At 49.9% G+C, this 17,084-nt stretch carries 11 protein-coding genes; 10 read left to right on the top strand and 1 reads right to left on the bottom strand.

The genetic code is table 11. The features are described 5' to 3' along the window. Positions 1–35 precede the first annotated feature (35 nt). The 8 genes from ppdK to metE all read left to right on the top strand — a co-directional run bounded on the left by ppdK (position 36) and on the right by metE (position 13,242). Positions 36–2,666, top strand: coding sequence for a pyruvate, phosphate dikinase (gene ppdK, locus ACY2VW_RS02345; protein WP_461876841.1), 2,631 nt, complete (start codon positions 36–38; stop codon positions 2,664–2,666). Between the two features lie 132 nt (positions 2,667–2,798). Next, positions 2,799–3,008, top strand: a complete 210-nt coding sequence (locus ACY2VW_RS02340; RefSeq protein ID WP_055265367.1) for a hypothetical protein — start codon at positions 2,799–2,801, stop codon at positions 3,006–3,008. A 348-nt stretch (positions 3,009–3,356) separates the two neighbouring features. Next, a complete protein-coding gene (gene abc-f / locus ACY2VW_RS02335; protein WP_055265474.1) occupies positions 3,357–4,895 on the top strand; it encodes a ribosomal protection-like ABC-F family protein in 1,539 nt (512 codons plus the stop codon). Between the two features lie 251 nt (positions 4,896–5,146). Continuing rightward, the gene (locus ACY2VW_RS02330; RefSeq protein ID WP_461876840.1) at positions 5,147–6,895 is read left to right on the top strand and encodes an ABC transporter ATP-binding protein; all 1,749 of its coding nucleotides are present in this window, start codon (positions 5,147–5,149) and stop codon (positions 6,893–6,895) included. Next, positions 6,876–8,720 carry an ABC transporter ATP-binding protein gene (locus ACY2VW_RS02325; RefSeq protein WP_118741710.1) on the top strand — a complete coding sequence of 615 codons (1,845 nt, stop codon included), beginning with the start codon at positions 6,876–6,878 and terminating at the stop codon, positions 8,718–8,720. The genes ACY2VW_RS02330 and ACY2VW_RS02325 overlap by 20 nt, the downstream gene beginning before the upstream one ends. Positions 8,721–8,739: 19 nt before the next feature. Beyond that, entirely contained in the window at positions 8,740–9,918 is a 1,179-nt protein-coding gene (locus ACY2VW_RS02320) for a phosphopentomutase (protein WP_461876839.1), read from the top strand. Between the two features lie 4 nt (positions 9,919–9,922). Further along, positions 9,923–10,822, top strand: coding sequence for a LysR family transcriptional regulator (locus tag ACY2VW_RS02315; RefSeq protein WP_461876838.1), 900 nt, complete (start codon positions 9,923–9,925; stop codon positions 10,820–10,822). A 146-nt stretch (positions 10,823–10,968) separates the two neighbouring features. Continuing rightward, entirely contained in the window at positions 10,969–13,242 is a 2,274-nt protein-coding gene (gene metE, locus ACY2VW_RS02310; protein ID WP_461876837.1) for a 5-methyltetrahydropteroyltriglutamate--homocysteine S-methyltransferase, read from the top strand. A gap of 4 nt (positions 13,243–13,246) precedes the next feature. Here the strand turns inward: metE and ACY2VW_RS02305 are convergent, their stop codons facing one another. Then, positions 13,247–13,864 (bottom strand): hypothetical protein, encoded by a 618-nt coding sequence (locus ACY2VW_RS02305; RefSeq protein ID WP_461873279.1) that lies wholly within the window; start codon positions 13,862–13,864, stop codon positions 13,247–13,249. Between the two features lie 192 nt (positions 13,865–14,056). Here ACY2VW_RS02305 and ACY2VW_RS02300 point away from each other — a divergent pair, with 192 nt between their 5' ends. After that, positions 14,057–15,388, top strand: a complete 1,332-nt coding sequence (locus tag ACY2VW_RS02300; RefSeq protein WP_461876836.1) for an MATE family efflux transporter — start codon at positions 14,057–14,059, stop codon at positions 15,386–15,388. A 246-nt stretch (positions 15,389–15,634) separates the two neighbouring features. Beyond that, positions 15,635–17,002 (top strand): MATE family efflux transporter, encoded by a 1,368-nt coding sequence (locus ACY2VW_RS02295; protein ID WP_461876835.1) that lies wholly within the window; start codon positions 15,635–15,637, stop codon positions 17,000–17,002. Positions 17,003–17,084 lie beyond the last annotated feature (82 nt).

Below are 17,084 nucleotides of genomic sequence, written 5' to 3'. Positions count from 1 at the left end.
ACCTATCAAAATTACAAGTAGGAGGAAAAGTAACAATGGCAAAATGGGTTTACATGTTCACTGAAGGTAATGCAGACATGCGTAACCTTCTCGGTGGAAAAGGCGCAAACCTGGCTGAGATGACAAACCTGGGACTTCCTGTACCACAGGGATTCACGGTAACAACCGAGGCTTGTACACAGTACTATGAGGATGGCAGACAGATCAACGACGAGATCATGGGCCAGATCATGGAAGCAATCGATAAAATGGAAGGAATCACAGGAAAGAAATTCGGAGACGCTAAGAATCCGCTGCTCGTTTCTGTACGTTCCGGAGCAAGAGCTTCCATGCCAGGTATGATGGATACCATCCTGAACCTTGGTCTGAACGAAGAGGTTGTTGAGACTCTGTCACAGGCTTCCGGCAACCCACGTTGGGCTTGGGACTGCTACAGAAGATTCATTCAGATGTTCTCTGACGTAGTTATGGAAGTTGGTAAAAAATACTTCGAAGAGCTGATCGACAAGATGAAAGAGGAGAAAGGCGTAAAACAGGACGTAGATCTTGACGCAGATGACCTCAAAAAACTGGCTGAGCAGTTCAAAGCTGAGTACAAAGCTAAAATCGGTGAGGATTTCCCGACCGATCCTAAGGTACAGCTGATGGAGGCTGTTAAAGCCGTATTCCGTTCCTGGGACAACCCGAGAGCAAACGTTTATCGTCGTGACAACGACATCCCGTATTCCTGGGGTACCGCTGTTAACGTACAGATGATGGCATTCGGAAACATGGGAGATGACTGTGGTACAGGTGTTGCCTTCACTCGTGACCCTGCTACAGGAGAGAACGGACTGTTCGGTGAGTTCCTTACCAACGCACAGGGCGAGGACGTAGTTGCCGGTGTTCGTACACCTATGCACATTTCCGAGATGGAAGAGAAATTCCCGGAAGCTTTCAAACAGTTCAAAGATGTTTGCAAAACTCTGGAGACACATTACAGAGATATGCAGGACATGGAGTTCACTGTTGAGCACGGTAAACTGTACATGCTGCAGACACGTAACGGTAAGAGAACAGCAAAAGCTGCTCTGAAAATCGCCTGCGACCTTGTAGATGAGGGAATGAGAACAGAGGAAGAGGCAGTTGCAATGATCGATCCTCGTAACCTTGACTCTCTGCTTCATCCGCAGTTCGATGCAAAAGCACTGAAAGAGGCTACTCCAATGGCAAAAGCACTGGGAGCATCTCCGGGAGCTGCCTGCGGTAAAATCGTCTTCACAGCTGATGACGCTGTTGCATGGGCTGAAAGAGGAGAAAAAGTTGTTCTGGTTCGTCTTGAGACATCCCCGGAAGATATCACAGGTATGAAATCTGCACAGGGTATCCTGACTGTTCGTGGTGGTATGACTTCCCACGCAGCCGTAGTTGCCCGTGGTATGGGAACCTGCTGTGTATCCGGTTGCGGTGATATCGTAATGGACGAGGCAAACAAGAAATTTACACTGGCTGGCAAAGAGTTCCACGAGGGAGACTGCATCTCTCTGGATGGTTCTACAGGATGCATCTATGACGGACTGATCCCGACCGTAGACGCTACCATCGCTGGCGAGTTCGGAAGAATCATGGGCTGGGCAGATAAATACAGAACCATGAAAGTTCGTACAAACGCTGATACTCCGGCAGACGCTAAAAAAGCTCGTGAGCTTGGCGCAGAAGGTATTGGTCTTTGCCGTACAGAGCATATGTTCTTCGAAGGCAACAGAATCGATGCATTCCGTGAGATGATCTGCTCTGAGACTGTAGAAGAGAGAGAAGCAGCACTTGCTAAGATCCTTCCGGAGCAGCAGGGAGACTTCGAGAAGCTGTATGAAGCTCTGGAAGGCAACCCGGTTACCATCCGTTTCCTGGATCCGCCGCTTCATGAGTTCGTTCCGACTGAGGAAGAGGACATCAAGAAACTGGCTGACGCTCAGGGCAAAACTGTTGAGCAGATCAAAGCAATCATTTCCAGCCTGCATGAGTTCAACCCGATGATGGGTCATCGTGGATGCCGTCTTGCTGTAACTTATCCGGAAATCGCTAAGATGCAGACAAGCGCAGTAATCCGCGCAGCCATCAACGTGAAGAAAGCTCATCCGGATTGGAATGTAAAACCGGAAATCATGATCCCACTTGTTGGCGATATCAAAGAGCTGAAATACGTTAAGAAATTCGTAGTAGAGACCGCTGACGCTGAAATCGCAGCTGCAGGCAGCGACCTTGAATACGAAGTTGGTACCATGATCGAGATCCCGAGAGCAGCTCTGACTGCAGATGAGATCGCAAAAGAGGCAGACTTCTTCTGCTTCGGAACCAACGACCTTACTCAGATGACTTACGGATTCTCCCGTGACGATGCTGGTAAATTCCTGAACGCTTACTATGACGCTAAGATCTTCGAGAACGATCCATTCGCAAAACTCGATCAGGACGGCGTTGGCAAGCTGATGAAGATGGCTATCGATCTTGGAAGACCGGTTAACTCTTCTCTGCACGTAGGTATCTGCGGTGAGCACGGTGGAGATCCGAGCTCCGTAGAGTTCTGCAACAAACTGGGTCTGGACTATGTTTCCTGCTCACCGTTCCGTGTACCGATCGCTCGTCTGGCAGCAGCTCAGGCAGCTATCGCTCAGAAGAACGCTTAATTTAAGCAGAATTTGTCCGAATCAGGATATTCATGCAGTAGCATGATTTGTGTTCAAACGTAACAAGGCCCCGGCGGTCTGTAGTGATACAGGGCGTCGGGGCCTTGTTTTTGCAGTCACGAAGGAGATGGCATGAGAAGAGAGAAGATGAAAAAGAAAAAAAGTATATGGAAACGCATTGTGCTGGGCGTGCTTCTGGTTATCAAAATGAAATTCAAACAGGGCAAGCGGAAAACGTTTAACCGAATCAGGCAAGTAGCGAAGTGGATTGCAAATATCCGCTTTGACAGTTATCCGCGCGTAATCTGTAAAAAAAGGCTTGCGGAAAAACAAGAAGTATGATAGGGTAAGAACAGAATTGACAGAGAGAGGTGAAAGGATGAGAAATAACTAACTTTTGAAGACATGAAAACAGACATTTGAAAGAAAAACGATGTTCTGAAAACAGCAGATTGCGTCTGCAGATCTGTGCTGTTATATTTTCTGTCGCCAAAAGTGGGTTATGTTCTCATCGGCCCCTCTCTTTTTTGATGCCTGCATTTCAAAAAGAATCCCGGTAAAAGGGGGCTTTTTAGGGTGCCTGGGCGAAAAAAAGAGAACAGTGTCTTTTTACTTATCGCGCTGCGCGGACAGAACATCCTCTTTTTGCATCGACAGAACAGGAACATCAATGCAAAGGGGGAATTTTTTATGGCAGAAATCCAGGTAACGAATCTTACATTTGAATATGAGGGCAGTTTTGAGCCGGTTTTTGAAGAGATATCTTTCTCCGTTGATACCAACTGGAAACTCGGTTTTATTGGGCGGAATGGAAAGGGAAAGACGACATTTTTAAATCTTCTGATGGGAAAATACCCGTATCAAGGAAAGATTTCCACATCGACGGTGTTTGACTATTTCCCATATCATGTGACGGAAACACAGAAGAAGCAGACAGCGGCAGAATTTTTTGATGAGCTGAAGCCATCGTGCGAACTGTGGCGGGTGCTGATCGAAATGGAAGATCTGCAGGCAGATGCCGCATTGCTGTACCGCCCGTTTGGAACTTTAAGCTTTGGAGAACAGACAAAAGTGTTGCTCGCTGTTCTGTTTTCTGGAGAAAATGATTTTCTTCTGATCGATGAGCCGACGAACCACCTCGACCAGGATGCCAGAGCGTGTGTGCGGGAATACTTAAAGAAAAAGAAAGGCTTTATTCTGGTCTCACATGACCGCGATCTTCTGGACGCGTGCATTGACCATGTTCTTGTTTTAAACCGCGGCTCGATCGAAGTACAGAGCGGCAATTTCACTTCGTGGTGGGAAAATAAACGGCGGAAAGATCAGTTTGCGCTGGCGGAGAACGAAAAACATCTGCAGGAGATCGCATCTCTGCGGCACGCGGCAGACCGAAGCAGCCGTTGGGCGGAGAAAAATGAAAACACGAAAATCGGTTTTGACCCGATCAAAGAACATGACCGCTGCATAAGCACAAGAGCCTTTATCGGTGCCAAGACGAAGAAAATGCAGAGCCGCATCGCACAGTATGAAAAGCGGATGGAACGGGAGATCGAAGAAAAAGAGGGCTTGCTGCAGGACATTGAGCAGACAGAAAAACTTCATGTGCAGCCGCTCATCTATCCGAAAGAACGTCTTATCTTTGCCAGAAATTTGTGTGCCGGTTATCCGGGTGGCGGCAATGTGATCCGGAATCTGAACTTTGAACTGCTCCGCGGCGAGCGCGTGTTTCTGCACGGAAAGAATGGATGCGGAAAATCAACGCTTCTGCATCTGATCCGAAACCTGGCGGAGGAGACGGGAAACAGAATGCAAGATCACAGGGAAATAGAAACCCGAAGCGGCCTTTTGACTGTGGGAGCTGGCCTTACTATTTCGTATATCAGCCAGGACACCGGATTTTTATCCGGCACACTTTCCGAATACTGCAGAACGGAAAAGCTGGACTACAGCCTCCTTCTGACACTGCTTCGAAAGCTTGATTTCGAGAGAACACAGTTTGAAAAACCGATGGAAAGCTTTTCTGAGGGGCAGAAAAAGAAGGTACTGATCGCCGCAAGTTTTATCACGCCGGCGCACCTTTATATCTGGGATGAGCCGCTCAACTACATCGACGTGTTCTCACGCATGCAGATTGAACAGCTTCTCCTGAGCGCCAGCCCGACGATGCTGGTCGTTGACCACGATGTGCGGTTTCAGAAAAAATTGGCGACGCGGACAGTGAAACTGTAAAGTTACTGTTCACACAGCAGTGAAACACTTGGTGTTTCGCTGCGTAAGAAAGTGATTCAGGCGTGAGCAGCCCTCCTTTTGCGAAGCAAAACTTTAAATGCGGGATGCGAGTGTTACAGTTCGCTGGGAACCAGTGAACTGTAATATTATAAAAAAAGAACAGCAAACAGGATACCCCGGCGCGTTGAAAACTGCGTCGGGGTATGGTAAAATGAACTCCGAAAAACAGCTGAAGGAGGATATGACAGAAGATGAATGATATGAAGCGTCTGCTCTCGTATGCAGGCCCTTACAAACGGGACATGATTTTCGGAGCGGTGCTGGTATTGGTAGAAACGTGTTTTGAACTTTTTATTCCGATCCTGATTTCCAATCTGATCGACATTGGTATTGCGAACGGCGATCTCTCTTATATTTATCGCAAGGGAATTCAGATGGGAATCTGTGCGCTTTTTGCGCTTGTGACCGGAATTTTATACGCGCACTTTGCGGCGCGCGCAACGTACGGCTGGGGAGCCGAGATCCGGAAGGCGGAGTATGAGAAAATGCAGCGGTATGCATTCTCAAACCTCGACCACTTTGCGGTGTCGTCTCTGATCACCCGCATGACAACAGATGTCACAGTTATCCAGAACATGGTGAGCGCCGGGTTCCGCCCGATCACCAGGGGACCTTCTCTTCTGATTATGGGAATCGGTCTCTCATTTTATATGAATCCGCGGCTGGCGTTCGTTTTTCTTGTGTGTACACCGCTTCTCGGCTTTATTCTTTCCCTGATCGTACGAAAAGTCGCTCCGATGTATACCAGACTGCAGTCGGTGGTAGACCGCCTGAACAATGTCATTCAGGAAGGATTGACTACGATCCGTGCTGTGAAAGCGTTTGTACGGGATGAGTATGAGGAGAATAAATTCAACGAGGTTAACACAGATCTGACTGCGGAAAGTGAACAGACATTTCACTACGCTGTGCTGAATCTGCCTGCCTTTCAGAGTGTTATGTATACGGCAATCGTGCTGATCCTGTGGTTCGGTGGAAATATGATCCTGAAAAAACAGCTTGCCGTCGGAAATCTAACCGGTTTCCTGAGCTATGTCATGCAGGTCATGAACTCCATGATGATGATCGCGAATGTATTTCTGCTTCTGACACGCTCCATGGCAAGTGCGCACCGGATTGTTGAGGTACTCGATGAAAAGGTCGTTCTCACCTCACCGGAAAACGGTGCAACAGAAGTTCCGGAGGGCAGCGTGGAGTTTGACAACGTATCGTTTAAGTACAAAGAAGAAGCAAAAGAGTACGCACTTCTGGATGTTACGCTGAAGATAAAAGCCGGCCAGACGGTTGGAATCCTCGGCGGAACAGGCTCTTCGAAAACGACGCTGGTGCAGCTCATTCCGCGTCTGTACGACACCAGTTGCGGCACCGTCCGTGTCGGCGGAAGGGATGTGCGGGAGTATGATCTTGCTGCTCTCCGCAATGCGGTCAATATTATCCTGCAGAAAAATGTGCTGTTCTCCGGAACTGTACGTGACAATCTGAAATGGGGCAATGCGGATGCATCCGATGAGGAGATCTGGGAAGCATGCCAGGCGGCGTGTGCAGATGAATTCTTAAACCGCATGCCGGATGGACTTGATACCGTACTTGAACAGGGCGCAAGTAACCTTTCCGGCGGCCAGAAGCAGCGCCTCTGCATCGCACGTGCACTGATCGGAAAGGCGAAAATTCTGATTTTTGATGATTCCACGAGTGCTGTCGATACAGCGACGGAGAAAAAGATTCGGGAAGCGCTGGCGGCGCGGAAGGATGTTACAAAGATTATCATCGCACAGAGAGTAACATCCGTTATGAATACGGATCAGATCATCATTCTCGATGATGGAAAGATTCACCGGATCGGTACACACGCGGAACTGCTGGCGGACGATCCGATTTACCAGGAAATTTACGCATCGCAGATGAAGGGAGGAGACGAAAATGGCAGCGAGAGCTTATAGCGGAAAGAAACCAAAGAACTTAAAACATACGTTGCGCGTATTTCTGTCTTATCTGGGACGGCACAAAAAAATGCTGGCGGTTGTAGCGGTACTCGTTACCATCAGCGCGGGAGCTAATCTCCTGGGAACGTATATGATCCGCCCGGTCGTCAACGGACTGGCAGACGGAGATGTGCATACACTGCTGCGCGGCGTGCTGATTACGGCACTCATTTTCGGGTGCGGCGCACTCGCAGCATACGGCTACACGCAGACCATGGTAAAAGCAGCACAGCAGGTTGTCTTTGATATCCGCCGCGATCTGTTCGAACACGTCCAGACACTGCCGCTGCAGTTTTTCGACAGCAGACGCCACGGCGATATCATGAGTCTTTTCACGAACGATATCGACACGATGGCAGATGCCCTGAACAACAGTTTTGCGATGGTTATCCAGAGCTTCATCCAGATTGTGGGAACACTGACCTTGCTGTATGTCCTGAACTGGCGGCTCTCGCTGATTGTAACGGTGTGCTACGGTATCATGTTCTGGTATATCAAGTTCAGCGGAAAGCGCAGCAAGGGTTATTATACGAAGCAGCAGAACAGCCTCGGAGAACTGAATGGCTATATTGAGGAGCTGATCACCGGACAGAAAGTCGTCAAGGTGTTCCACCACGAAGAAGAGAGCTTTACGGAATTCTGCAAAAAGAATGAGGAGCTCCGGAAAGCGGGAACCGGCGCGCAGGGGTATGCGGCGACGATGGTTCCTGTCGTTGTCAGCATTTCGTATGTCAATTATGCGATTGTGGCAGTGCTCGGCGGCCTTCTCGCCCTGCACGGAAAAGCCGATATCGGAAGCCTGGCAAGCTACCTTGTCTTTGTCCGCCAGGCGGCGCTTCCGATCAACCAGTTCACCCAGCAGAGCAACTTCCTTCTCTCAGCGCTCGCCGGTGCGGAGCGTGTCTTCGACGTGATGAGCCTGGAGCCGGAAATCGATGAGGGAAAAGTGGAACTGGTCAACGTAAAAGAAGAGAACGGCGCACTTGCCGTCTGCGAAGAGACAACAGGCCGCTGGGCATGGAAGCGCCCGGACGGAACGATGACGGAATTAAAGGGCGATGTGCGTTTTGAAAACGTGGATTTCGGCTACACGGCAGACCGTCTGATCTTAAAGAACATCAGCCTGTATGCCAAACCAGGCCAGAAAATTGCTTTTGTCGGTTCCACAGGAGCCGGAAAAACGACGATCACGAATCTGATCAACCGTTTCTACGACGTCCAGGGCGGTGCGGTTGTCTACGACGGCATTGACGTAAAAGATATCGAAAAAGACGCTTTGCGCCACTCCCTTGGTATCGTTCTGCAGGATACCCATCTGTTCACGGGAACCGTAGCAGAAAATATCCGTTTTGGAAAACTCGATGCCACGCAGGAAGAAATTGAACGTGCGGCCAAAATTGCGAATGCGGATTCCTTCATCCGCCGTCTGCCGAACGGCTACGACACGATGCTGACCTCCGACGGAGCCAACCTCTCCCAGGGCCAGCGCCAGCTTCTCGCGATTGCCCGTGCCGCCGTTGCCGATCCGCCGGTGCTGATTCTTGACGAGGCAACATCCTCCGTTGACACCAGAACCGAGGCGCTGATCGAAAAAGGAATGGACCAGCTCATGGAGGGCAGAACCGTATTTGTCATCGCCCACCGCTTAAGCACCGTGCGAAACGCCAATGCGATCATGGTGCTGGAGCAGGGAAATATCGTAGAGCGCGGCGACCACGACGCACTTCTGGCACAGAAAGGAAAATATTATCAGCTCTATCATGGAATGTTTGAGCTGAGTTAAAAAGAAAGGAGTAAAGAGTATGAGAAAATATAACCGTATTTTTCTGATCGTCCTGGATTCTCTCGGAATCGGGGCGATGGCGGATTCGGAGAAGTTTGGGGATGTCGGTGTCAATACCTTCGGCCACATCTGGGAGAGTCAGGGAGGCCTTGAAATCCCGAACCTGCGCCGCCTCGGCATGGGAAATCTCTGCGGTGTGACAGAGGATGAGGCAAAGGGTTACGCCAGAAGACTGAACGAGGCGAGCAACGGAAAAGACACCATGACCGGCCACTGGGAGATGATGGGAATTTACACGACAAAGCCGTTCGTTACGTTCACCGACCACGGATTTCCGAAAGAACTGATCGACGAGCTGGAAAAACGAACCGGCAGAAAGATCATCGGCAATAAGGCGGCGAGCGGAACGGAGATCCTCGATGAGCTGGCCGAGCGCGAGATCGAAAATGGAGAACTGATCGTCTATACCTCGGCGGATTCTGTACTGCAGATCTGCGGCAATGAGGAGACGATGGGACTGGAGACGCTGTATCATTACTGCGGGATTGCCCGTGAGCTGACGATGAAAGACGAGTGGAAAGTCGGCCGTGTCATTGCAAGACCGTACGTCGGAAAGAAAAAAGGAGAGTTTGTCCGCACATCAAACCGTCACGACTACGCTGTCAAACCGACGGGAAAAACCGTGCTGAATGCGATGCAGGAGGCAGGATACGATGTTATCAGCATCGGAAAAATCAACGATATTTTCTGCGGAGAGGGCATCACGGAGAGCCTGAAATCCAAGAGCAGCGTCCACGGCATGGAGCAGACGATCGAGACGGCAGGAAAAGATTTTACCGGACTGTGCTTCGTCAACCTCGTCGATTTCGATGCACTCTGGGGCCACAGAAGAAACCCGGAAGGCTACGGAAAAGAGATTGAAAAATTCGATGTGAACCTTGGAAAGCTACTGGAGCAGTTAAAAGACGACGATCTGCTCCTGATCACGGCAGACCACGGCAACGACCCGACTTATACCGGAACGGACCACACCAGAGAACAGGTGCCGCTCCTTGCGTACTCACCGTCCATGAAGGAAAGCGGCCTTCAGGAGACGAAGGACACCTTCGCCGTGATCGGCGCATCCGTTGCAGAAAACTTCGGCGTGGAAATGCCGGAGGGCACGATCGGAACATCGATTCTCCCGGAATGGAAGTAACTGCTTGACACTGCAGCAGTTACGATATGTGGTGACCGTAGCGGAGATGGGAACCATCACAGAGGCGGCAAACCGGCTGTACATTTCCCAGCCGAGCCTTACAAATGCGATTCATGAACTTGAAAAAGAGATGAACCTTGTGATTTTCAACCGGACAAACAAGGGAATCACCCTCTCGAAGGAGGGAGATGATTTTCTTGGCTACGCGCGTCAGGTGCTTGAGCAGGCGGCGATCCTGGAGGATAAGTACAAGGGAAAAGACGGCGGAAAGAAACAGTTCTGCGTGTCGACGCAGCATTACTCCTTTGCCGTCAATGCGTTTGTGGATCTGATCCAGAAATATGGACAGAAGGAGTACGATTTCAGCCTCCGGGAGACACAGACGTACGAGATCATCGAGGATGTGGCGCGGATGCGCAGCGAGATTGGGATTCTGTTTTTAAACGATTTTAACGAAAAGGTGCTGACGAAGCTTTTAAAAGCGCAGGAACTGGAATTTCATCTTCTGTTTGTCGCAAGGCCGCACGTTTTCATCAGCAGAAATCATCCGCTGGCACAGCAGACGGTGATCACCAACGAAGAACTCGAAGAATATCCGTACCTCTCGTTTGAGCAGGGTGAGCACAATTCGTTCTACTTTTCTGAGGAAATCTTTTCGGCATCGGAGCGGAAGAAAAACATCCGCGTGCGCGACCGTGCCACGCTGTTCAACCTTCTGATCGGCCTGAACGGATATACCGTGTGCAGCGGCGTGATCGACGAAAATCTGAATGGAAAGGACATTATCGCCGTTCTGCTCGCCGATGAGAGCGAAATGCGGATCGGCTACATCACACATAAAAAAGGAAGACGCAGCAGCATTGGCGTTGCGTACCTGGAATGTTTAAAAAAATATCTGGAGTAAACAAAGAACAGGCTGTCCATAGCTTGAAACTATGGGCAACCTGTTTTTTTCAGTATTTTTCAAATCGGAAACTGTCGCGTATAATACAGTTTGTCGAAAGGACAACAAACACTTTGGATGAAAACGAACAGGAAGAGGAGAAGGCTATGCAGACATCAGTGATTGGGTTTCCGAGAATCGGTACCCTGCGGGAATTAAAATTTGCTTCTGAAAAATATTTTCGGAACGAGATCAAAGCGGAGGAGCTGCTGCAGACAGCAAAAGATCTGCGGAAAGCACATTGGATGACACAGAAAGAGGCCGGAATTACGTTTATTTCCAGCAACGATTTTTCACATTACGATCTGGTACTCGATACGGCCGTACTGCTTGGAATCGTTCCAAAACGGTATCAGGAGCTGCAGTTATCCGCACTGGATACCTACTTTGCCATGGCAAGAGGATATCAGGGTACATCCGGTGATGTAAAAGCACTGGCAATGAAAAAATGGTTCAACACCAACTATCATTATATTGTACCGGAAGCAGAAGATGACACCGTCATCCATCTTTCCGCGTCCAAGCTTTTTGATGAGTATGCGGAGGCAAAAGAGCTTGGCATTGCGACAAAACCGGTTGTGATTGGAGCCTACACGATGCTGAAGCTTTGCAGATTCACCGGAGAAAAGAAAGCGGAGGATTTCATCGGGGATCTCACAGCAGCCTATCAGGAACTGCTGAAGGAGTGTCAGAAACAGCAGATTGCGTGGGTACAGTTTGATGAGCCGGCCCTTGTCCGCGATATGGATGCGCAGGATGTGGAGTTGTTCCACCGCCTTTATGACGCGGTTCTGCAGGAAAAAGGAAACTGCCGTGTTCTGGTGCAGACATATTTCGGTGATGTAAGGGATGTTTACCAGGATCTCACCGCAATGGATTTCGACGGAATCGGCCTTGATTTTCTGGAGGGAAAAGAGACGGTGCGCCTGATCGAAGCGTACGGCTTTCCGGCTGACAAAATCCTGTTTGCGGGACTCGTCAATGGAAAGAATATTTGGAAGAATCATTACGAGAAAACACTGCAGACGGTGAAAGGCCTGCAGGAAAAGAACATTTCTGTCGTACTTTCCACTTCCTGTTCTCTGCTTCATGTGCCTTACACGCTGAAGCATGAAACAAAGCTTCCAAAGGAATGCAGCGCTTATTTTGCTTTTGCGGAGGAAAAGCTGACGGAGCTGCAGGAACTTGGAGTTTTAGCAGACCTTGCGGACTATACAAAAGCGGAGAGTTATCAGAACAATCACAGACTTTTTGCGGAGAAGAGAGACTGTGAAAATGACGGGGTGCGTGAGCGCCTGTCCCGCATCACCGAACAGGATGCCGTACGTCTGCCGAAGCGGAGCGAGCGGCAGAAACTGCAGAAAGCGGAATTTGGCCTGCCGGAGTTTCCGACCACAACGATCGGTTCCTTCCCGCAGACCAGGGATGTCAAAGCAAATCGTTCGGCTTACCGGAAAGGGGAAAAGACGAAGGAAGAGTACGAAGCCTTTAATCGTGCAAAAATTGCGGAGTGTGTTGCATGGCAGGAGGAGATCGGACTCGACGTGCTGGTACACGGCGAATATGAGAGAAATGATATGGTAGAGTACTTTGGTGAGGCGCTTGGCGGTTTCCTGTTCACAGAGAAGGGCTGGGTACAGTCGTATGGAACCCGCTGCGTAAAACCGCCGGTTATCTGGGGTGATGTATACCGTAAGAGTCCGATTACCGTTGCCTGGTCTGTTTATGCGCAGTCCCTGACGAAAAAAATCATGAAGGGAATGCTGAGCGGCCCGGTTACGATCCTCAACTGGTCGTTCCCGAGAGAAGATATCTCCATCAGGGAATCGATTTCTCAGATTGCCCTGGCGATCCGCGACGAGGTGCTCGATCTTGAGGCGAATGGAATCCGCATGATTCAGATCGACGAGGCTGCCCTTCGCGAGAAGCTGCCGCTGCGGAAATCAGACTGGTACAGCGAGTATCTTGATTTTGCCATCCCGGCATTCCGCCTGACACACAGCGGAGTCGAAGCGGAAACGCAGATTCACACCCATATGTGCTACAGTGAATTCACCGACATCATCCCGGCCATCGATGATATGGATGCGGATGTCATCACCTTTGAAGCATCGCGTTCGGATCTGCAGATTCTGGATTCCTTAAGAAAAAATCATTTTGAGACAGAGGTTGGACCTGGCGTTTATGACATTCATTCTCCGCGTGTTCCGTCTGTGGAGGAGATGGTGCAGAGCCTTACGGTGATGCTCACAAAAATTCCGAAAGAGAAACTGTGGGTCAACCCGGACTGCGGACTGAAGACAAGAGGTGTGCCGGAGGCAGATGCGAGCCTTCGGAATATGGTAAAAGCGGCAGAGGAAATCCGGAAAAAATTCAGTTAAATATTCAGCGAAGGCGGTAGGAGCCTTTGGATAACTTCGTGAGCCGTCCCTCTTCCAGCAGTTTTTTTAAAACGCGCTGGAGCTGGCGGCGGCTGCAGTGGAGCTGCATGGCCATTTTTTCTACACCGGAAAAGGTCTGATCCGGGCAGCGCTTTGACAGATAGGAGAGGAATGCTTCCTCAAGCGTGGAAAAATTGGACTGAGAGCTGGAATAAAGCATCAGTTTTTCTGTGACGGAGGTTAAAAGATAACGTAAAAAGCGGTTGTCGTCAAGCAGAAACTCTTTGGCGGTGCCAAGCGGCAGGACAATGCAAAGCGCGGTGGTGCGTGCCTCAATCTGGTGCGTATCATCGCGCTTTCCGCAGAATTCCATATCGCCGATGCAGGTAAAGCTGTCGAGATAGCCGATCGGATAGCTGGTGCCGTCGGCGCGGTTGGCACTGATCTCAATGGAGCCGTTCACAAGAAATGAGAGATATTCCTCAGGGTTCAGCATGTCGAGGCGTTCTCCCTTTTCAAACTGGTACAGGGAAAAGGCGAGATCCGGGGTGTTAAAAAGCGACGGAATCTCATATTTCTGAAGATAAAAGTCCAGCAGAGCCGGATCAAAGATTCGTTTCATAGAAAAAATCCCCTCTTAAAGAATCTGTTTTTTCTTCCTTATTGTGACATATGACACAATAAAAAGCAAGAAAGTCTGCTAAGATACACGAGGACAAAAGGAAAGTTACAGTTCACTCAGCAGTGAAACACTTGCTGTTTCGCCGCGTGAGAAAGTGATTCAGGAAAAAGTGAGAAAAGGGGAGTTTTCAAAATGGAAAATGAATTGTTTGAGAAAACCAAAGTGTCAAAAGCATATATGACGCTCGCGCTCCCGGTCGTGCTCGGCATGGTGGTATCGCTGATCTATAATATGGTAGATACCTTCTTCATCGCGCGGACCGGAAACACCGCACTGATCGCCGGCGTATCGCTCGGCACGCCGATTTTCACGCTGATGATCGCACTCGGAGACATCTTCGGCGTCGGCGGAAGTTCTGTGATTTCGCGTCTCTTCGGCAAAAAAGAGTACGAGGACGGAAGACGGATCAGCGTATTCTGCTTTTATGCAGCGATTGCTGTCGGCATTGTGGTCAGCATCATTCTGCTTGTCGCAAAACAGCCGATTCTTGGCCTGCTCGGCTGCGATGAGACGACGTGGCAGTATGCGGGGGACTATTACCAGTGGATTGCACTCGGCGCACCGTTTATCATTGTCCAGCTGACACCGAACAACCTGGTGCGCACCGAAGGTTTTGCCAAAGCATCCATGATCGGAACGATGATCGGAGCCGTGGTCAACATCATTCTCGACCCGGTTTTTATCTACACCCTTGGCCTGGGAGCGGCAGGTGCTGCGATTGCTACGGTGCTTGGCAATATCTGCGGCGATATTTTCTATGTGATTTTTATAATAAAGAAATGCCGTTATCTCTCCGTCGATTTCCGGAAACTGAAAGTGACCGGCGCGGAAGTTCTGGCTGTCCTTGCAATCGGCATTCCGGCCTCTGTCACCAACTTCATGCAGAGCATCGGCGTGACGCTGACGAACCGCTTTTTACAGCCGTATGGAACCGACAAAGTCGCAGCGATGGGAATTGCCCTCAAAATTATTATGATTTCCGTTCTTGTCATGGTTGGTTTTGCCTTCGGCGGACAGCCGCTGGTCGGATACAACTATGGTGCAAAGAACAAAAAACGTTTCAACGAGACAATCCGTTTCGCCTTCCTTCTGGAAGTACTGACCGGTGCCGGAATGGCGATTGTGCTCGGTGCGGCGGCTCCGCTTCTGGTGGGACTGTTCTTAAAAGATGCCAGTGTAATCGCAGTCGCCCAGCAGATCCTACGCGTCCAGCTCATCGGTATGCCGTTTGCAGGTATCGTACTCGCATCGACCTGTATTTTCCAGGCAATCGGAAATGGGGCAGGCGCACTGATTCTCTCAGCAGGACGTCAGGGTGTGATTTTTGCCATTGTCATTATCTGTGCATCAAAGATCGCCGGATTTTCCGGTGTTATTGCCTCCCAGCCGGTTTCGGATTTCCTGACGGCGCTTGTGGCAGTGATGATTCTGCTGCAGTGGAAGAAAAAAGCACTTGCAGATTAAAAATTTTGAAAAAAGCAGTAAAGCGGCTGCGGCCAGAGTTCCCAGGGTGGGAGCCGGCTGCAGCTGTTTTTGCGCATGCAGAAAATAAAACGATGTGCCCACGTCAAAAACACGTAAAAGTGACGAAAAACCGTCATGCAATTCGTCAGTATTACGGGATTGCATTCCGGGAAAACAAGATATAAAATGGCATGAGATTCGACAAAAAGGGGAAGCAAAAACACACAAAAACAGGGAGGACATCACATGGCAATAAAGAAAAGTGCAGTAAAAGATCTGACAAACGGCAGCCCGGTAAAACTGATTCTGGGGTTTGCGCTGCCGCTGCTGCTCGGCATGCTGTTCCAGCAGTTTTACAGCATGGTCGATACCATTATTGTAGGAAAATTCTTAGGCGCGAAAGCACTCGCAGCCGTTGGAAGCACAGGCTCGATCAACTTCATGATCGTGGGATTCTGTATGGGAATCTGCAATGGATTTGCAATTCCGGTTGCACAGATGTTCGGTGCAGGCGATAAAAAAGCGCTGTGCCGGTATGTAGGAAACGGAGCCGTCCTGGCCGGACTCTTTTCCATAACGATGACGGTTCTGGTCTGTATCTGGTGCCGTGACATTCTGATTCTGATGAAAACCCCGTCCGATATTCTGGACGGTGCATACGCCTATATCTTTGTCATTTTCCTCGGCATTCCGCTGATGGTGCTCTATAACCAGACATCAGCGATCATGCGGAGCCTCGGCGACAGCCGTTCCCCGCTGATTTTCCTTGGCATCTCGTCGGTGCTGAATATCGTGCTCGACCTTGTGCTGGTCCGCCCGATGGGTGTGGCAGGAACTGCGTGGGCAACAATTATCGCGCAGGGAATCTCCGGATTCTTATGTCTCTTTTATATGAAGAAAAAATTTACCATCCTCACCTTTACGAGGGAGGACTGGAAGCTGCACAAGCACTATGTGATTAACCTTTGCAACATGGGAATCCCGATGGGACTGCAGTATTCGATCACCGCGATCGGAAGCGTTATTTTACAGACCGCCGTCAACGGACTTGGTTCCACCGCGGTTGCCTCTGTCACCGCTGCCGGTAAAATTTCCATGTTCTGCTGCTGCCCGTTCGATGCACTTGGCTCTACCATGGCAACGTACGCCGGACAGAACGTCGGAGCGAAAAAGATGGATCGTGTCCACACTGGAATCCTGGCAAGCTCGATCATTGGAAGCGTGTATTCCGTGGTCATCTTAGGCGTCATGTTCCTGTGGTCCCGCCAGATCTCGCTTCTTTTTGTGGATGCATCCGAGACGGTCATCCTCGATCAGGCGCGTCAGATGCTGCTGATCAACATGGTATTTTACATTCCGCTGACCCTTGTCAATGTCGTACGCTTTACCGTGCAGGGCATGGGCTTCAGCAAATTTGCAATCCTTGCCGGCGTCTGCGAGATGATCGGCCGTTCGGTGGTAGCCTTTTTCCTGGTTCCGTATTTTGGTTACACCGCAGTCTGCTTCGCAAGCCCGGTGGCATGGATTCTCGCCGATCTGTTTCTAGTTCCGGCGTACCTGTACTGCGCAAAAACGCTTCGTTCTCTTTTTGAGAAAAATGCGCAGATGATGTAAGCTGTGCCGCAAGATGGACAAGCTGTTTCAATTCTGGTATAATGGAGCCTGGATTTTAGGAAAGCTGAAAAAGAATCCCATA

The organism is Fusicatenibacter sp. (genome assembly GCF_977045365.1).
The sequence above is the reverse complement of the archived record's forward strand: the minus strand, read 5'-3'. Positions and strand labels throughout refer to the sequence as shown.